This window comes from Mycobacterium sp. E1715 (genome assembly GCF_001667625.1).
GTDB lineage: Bacteria > Actinomycetota > Actinomycetes > Mycobacteriales > Mycobacteriaceae > Mycobacterium.
Genome location: NZ_LZJJ01000028.1, coordinates 1 through 3,863 on the forward strand (window position 1 = coordinate 1; position 3,863 = coordinate 3,863).

The 3,863-nt window shown below is 70.1% G+C and carries 2 protein-coding genes and 1 pseudogene; 2 read left to right on the forward strand and 1 reads right to left on the reverse strand.

Translation table 11 applies throughout. The features are described 5' to 3' along the window. Positions 1–256 (reverse strand): arabinofuranosyltransferase (locus tag A9X03_RS28090; RefSeq protein ID WP_369830985.1); only part of this gene is annotated, 256 nt, incomplete at its 3' end. Between A9X03_RS28090 and A9X03_RS01550 the strand changes: the two are divergent. Both A9X03_RS01550 and A9X03_RS01555 read left to right on the forward strand, forming a co-directional pair. After that, positions 162–875, forward strand: a pseudogene (locus A9X03_RS01550) (arabinofuranosyltransferase); the annotation flags it as partial. The gene A9X03_RS28090 and the pseudogene A9X03_RS01550 sit on opposite strands and share 95 nt — an antisense overlap. Further along, positions 875–3,863: arabinosyltransferase domain-containing protein (locus A9X03_RS01555; protein ID WP_082969746.1), on the forward strand; the 2,989-nt coding region annotated here is incomplete at its 3' end. The pseudogene A9X03_RS01550 and the gene A9X03_RS01555, both read left to right, overlap by 1 nt.

Consider the following 3,863-nt stretch of genomic DNA (forward strand, 5'->3'; position numbering starts at 1 on the left):
AGCCGAACGCCCCGGCGGCGACCAGCAGCACGGTCAGGGTGGGCTGCAGCCGGAACGACAGCAGCGTGGTGCGCGCCAGCGTGGTCAGCATCGACAGCAGCGACCACAGGTAGATGGCCAGCACGCCGATCCCCAGGGCGCTGGCCCGCACCGACGACCGGGCGCGCACCACGCTGCTGTCGTTCCGGCTGCAGCCCACCCTGACCGTGCTGCTGGTCGCCGCCGGGGCGTTCGGCTTCGTCGAGGCGGTGCGCACGCTGTCCGCGCGGGGCCGCGCCGTGCTGCCCCTCGCCGGCGCCGTCGGCCTGGCCGCCGCGATCGCGTTCAGCCAGGACATCCCCGACGTGCTGCGCCCGGATCTCACCGTCGCCTACACCGACACGGACGGCAACGGCCAGCGCGGCGACCGGCGACCGCCCAGCTCGGAGAAGTTCTACCCCGACATCGACCGCGCCATCGTGACCGTGACCGGGCGCCCCCGCGACCAGACCGTCGTGATGACCGCCGACTACAGCTTCCTGTCGTTCTATCCCTATTGGGGATTCCAGGGACTGACGTCGCACTACGCCAACCCACTCGCGCAGTTCGACCTGCGGGCCGCCCAGATCAACAAATGGTCCAAACTCAAGTCCGCCGACGAGCTGCTGCACGCGCTGGACACCTGTCCCTGGCCGCCGCCCACGGTGTTCCTGATGCGCCGCGGTGCGAACGGCAACTACACCCTGCGGCTCGCCGAGGACGTCTACCCCAACCAGCCCAACGTCCGGCGCTACACCGTCGATCTGCGGGCCGCCCTTTTCGAGAGCCCGCAGTTCGTCGTTCAAAGCGCCGGCCCGTTCGTGCTGGCCATCCGCAAGCCGGTGCCGGGCCGCTGATGAGCACCGACACCTCGCCTCAAAAGGGGCCGCCGAGCATCGAAGAACTAGCATCTAGCACCGTGACCGAGACGGGAGCGAACCACCGGATCACTCGGTGGGTAGCTATCGTCGCCGGGCTGCTCGGGGCTTTGCTGGCCATCGCGACCCCGCTGCTGCCGGTCAACCAGACCACCGCCCAGCTGAACTGGCCGCAGAACGGCACGTTCGAAAGCGTCGACGCTCCCCTGATCGGTTACGTCGCGACCGATTTGAACATCACCGTGCCGTGTCAGGCCGCCGCCGGGCTGGCCGGTCCCCAGAACGCCGCCAAGACCGTGCTGTTGTCCACGGTGCCCAAGCAGGCCCCCAAGGCCGTCGACCGCGGGCTGCTCATCCAGCGCGCCAACGACTACCTCGTGGTCGTCGTGCGCAACGTCGCGGTGGTGACCGCCCCGCTGAGCCAGGTGCTCAGCCCGGCCTGCCAGCGGCTGACCTTCACCGCCCACGCGGAGAAGGTCACCGCCGAGTTCGTCGGCCTGACCCAGGGGCCCAACACCGAGCACCCCGGCGCACCGCTGCGCGGCGAGAAGAGCGGTTACGACTTCCGGCCCCAGATCGTCGGCGTCTTCACCGACCTGAGCGGGCCGACACCGCCCGGCCTGAGCTTCTCGGCGACCATCGACACCCGCTACAGCAGCAGCCCCACCGAGCTGAAGATGGCGGCGATGATCCTCGGGCTCGTGCTGACGGCCGCCGCCCTGGTCGCCCTGCACCTGCTCGACACCGCCGACGGCAGCCGCCACCGCCGCTTCCTGCCGTCGCGCTGGTGGTCGATCGGCGGGCTGGACGCTCTGGTCATCGCCGTGCTGGTGTGGTGGCAGTTCGTCGGCGCCAATACCTCCGACGACGGCTACATCCTGACCATGGCCCGGGTGTCCGAGCACGCCGGCTACATGGCCAACTATTACCGCTGGTTCGGCACGCCGGAGGCGCCCTTCGGCTGGTACTACGACCTGCTGGCGGTGTGGGCCCATGTCAGCACCGCCAGCATCTGGATGCGGTTGCCAACCTTGGCCATGGCGCTGACGTGCTGGTGGGTGATCAGCCGTGAAGTGATGCCGCGCCTGGGCCACGCCGTCAAACAGAACCGCGGCGCGGCGTGGACCGCGGCGGGCATGTTCCTGGCCGTGTGGCTCCCGCTGAACAACGGCCTGCGCCCCGAGCCGATCATCGCGCTGGGCATCCTGCTGACCTGGTGCTCGGTGGAGCGCGCGGTAGCCACCAGCCGGCTGCTGCCGGTGGCGGTCGCCTGCATCATCGGTGCGCTGACGCTGTTCTCCGGACCGACCGGCATCGCCTCGATCGGCGCCCTGCTGGTCGCCATCGGGCCGTTGCGGACGATCCTGCACCGCAGGTCGAAACGATTCGGCGCGCTGCCGCTGGTGGCACCCCTGTTCGCGGCGGTCACCGTCACCGCCATCCTGATCTTCCGAGACCAAACCCTGGCCGGCGAGATCCAGGCCAGCATGCTCAAGCGGGCCGTCGGCCCCAGCCTGAGCTGGTTCGACGAACACATCCGCTACGAGCGCCTGTTCATGGCCAGCCCGGACGGCTCGGTCGCCCGCCGCTTCGCGGTGCTGGCGCTGGTCCTGGCGCTCGCGATCACGGTCGCAATGTCGTTGCGCAAGGGCCGGATTCCGGGCACGGCCGCCGGGCCGAGCCGCCGCATCGTCGGAATCACGATCATCTCCTTTATCGCGATGATGTTCACGCCCACCAAGTGGACCCACCATTACGGGGTGTTCGCCGGGCTGGCCGGCCCGCTGGGCGCGCTGGCCGCCGTCGCCGTGACTTCCGTGGCGATGCGGTCGCGGCGCAACCGCACCATGTTCGCGGCCGCGGTGCTGTTCCTGATGGCCCTGTCGTTCGCCAGCGTCAACGGCTGGTGGTATGTCTCCAATTTCGGTGTGCCATGGTCGAATTCGTTCCCGGCGTGGCATTACGCCTTTGCCACCGCGCTGCTCGGGCTGACGGTCGTGGTGCTGCTACTGGCCGCGTGGTTCCATTTCGTCGATCCAGACAACGGCGCGCCGACGACCCGCCTGGGCGCACGAGTCGCGGGAATCGTCCAGTCCCCGTTGGCAATTGCGACCTGGCTGCTGGTGGTGTTCGAGGTGGCGTCGCTGACACTGGCGATGGTCGACCAGTACCCCGCCTGGACGGTGGGCCGCTCCAACCTCGAGGCCCTCACCGGCAAGTCCTGCGGACTGGCCGAGGACGTGCTGGTGGAACAGGACCCCAACGCCGGCGCGCTGGCGCCGGTGAGCGCCACGGTGGCCGACGCGCTGGGCGCGGGCCTGTCGGAAGCCTTCACCCCCAACGGTATTCCAGCCGACGTCCGTGCCGACCCCGTGATGGAACGCCCGGGCGACCGCAGCTTCATCAACGACGACAGGCTGGTCACCGGCGCCGAAGCCGGCACCGAGGGCGGCACCACCCCGGCACCGGGGATCAACGGTTCGGTCGCCCAGCTGCCCTACAGCCTGGACCCCGCGCGCACACCGGTGCTCGGCAGCTGGCGGTCGGGCATCCAACTGCCCGCCCACCTGCGGTCGGGCTGGTACCGGCTGCCCACCCGCGACAGCGCCCGGCCGCTGCTGGTGGTGAGCGCGGCCGGCCGCTTCGATCCCCGCGAGGTGCAGGTCCAGTGGGCGACCGACGACCAAGCGGCCGGCGGACACCCCGGCGGGTCGTTGCAGTTATCCGACGTGGGCGCCTCCCCAGCCTGGCGGAACCTGCGGTTGCCGCTGTCGGCCATCCCCGCCAACGCCACCCAGATCCGATTGGTCGCCGACGACGAAGACCTGGCGCCGCAGCACTGGATCGCGCTCACCCCGCCGCGCATCCCGCAGCTGCGCACGCTGCAGGACGTCGTCGGCTCGAAGGACCCGGTGTTCCTGGATTGGCTCGTCGGCCTGGCGTTCCCCTGCCAGCGTCCGTTCGGCC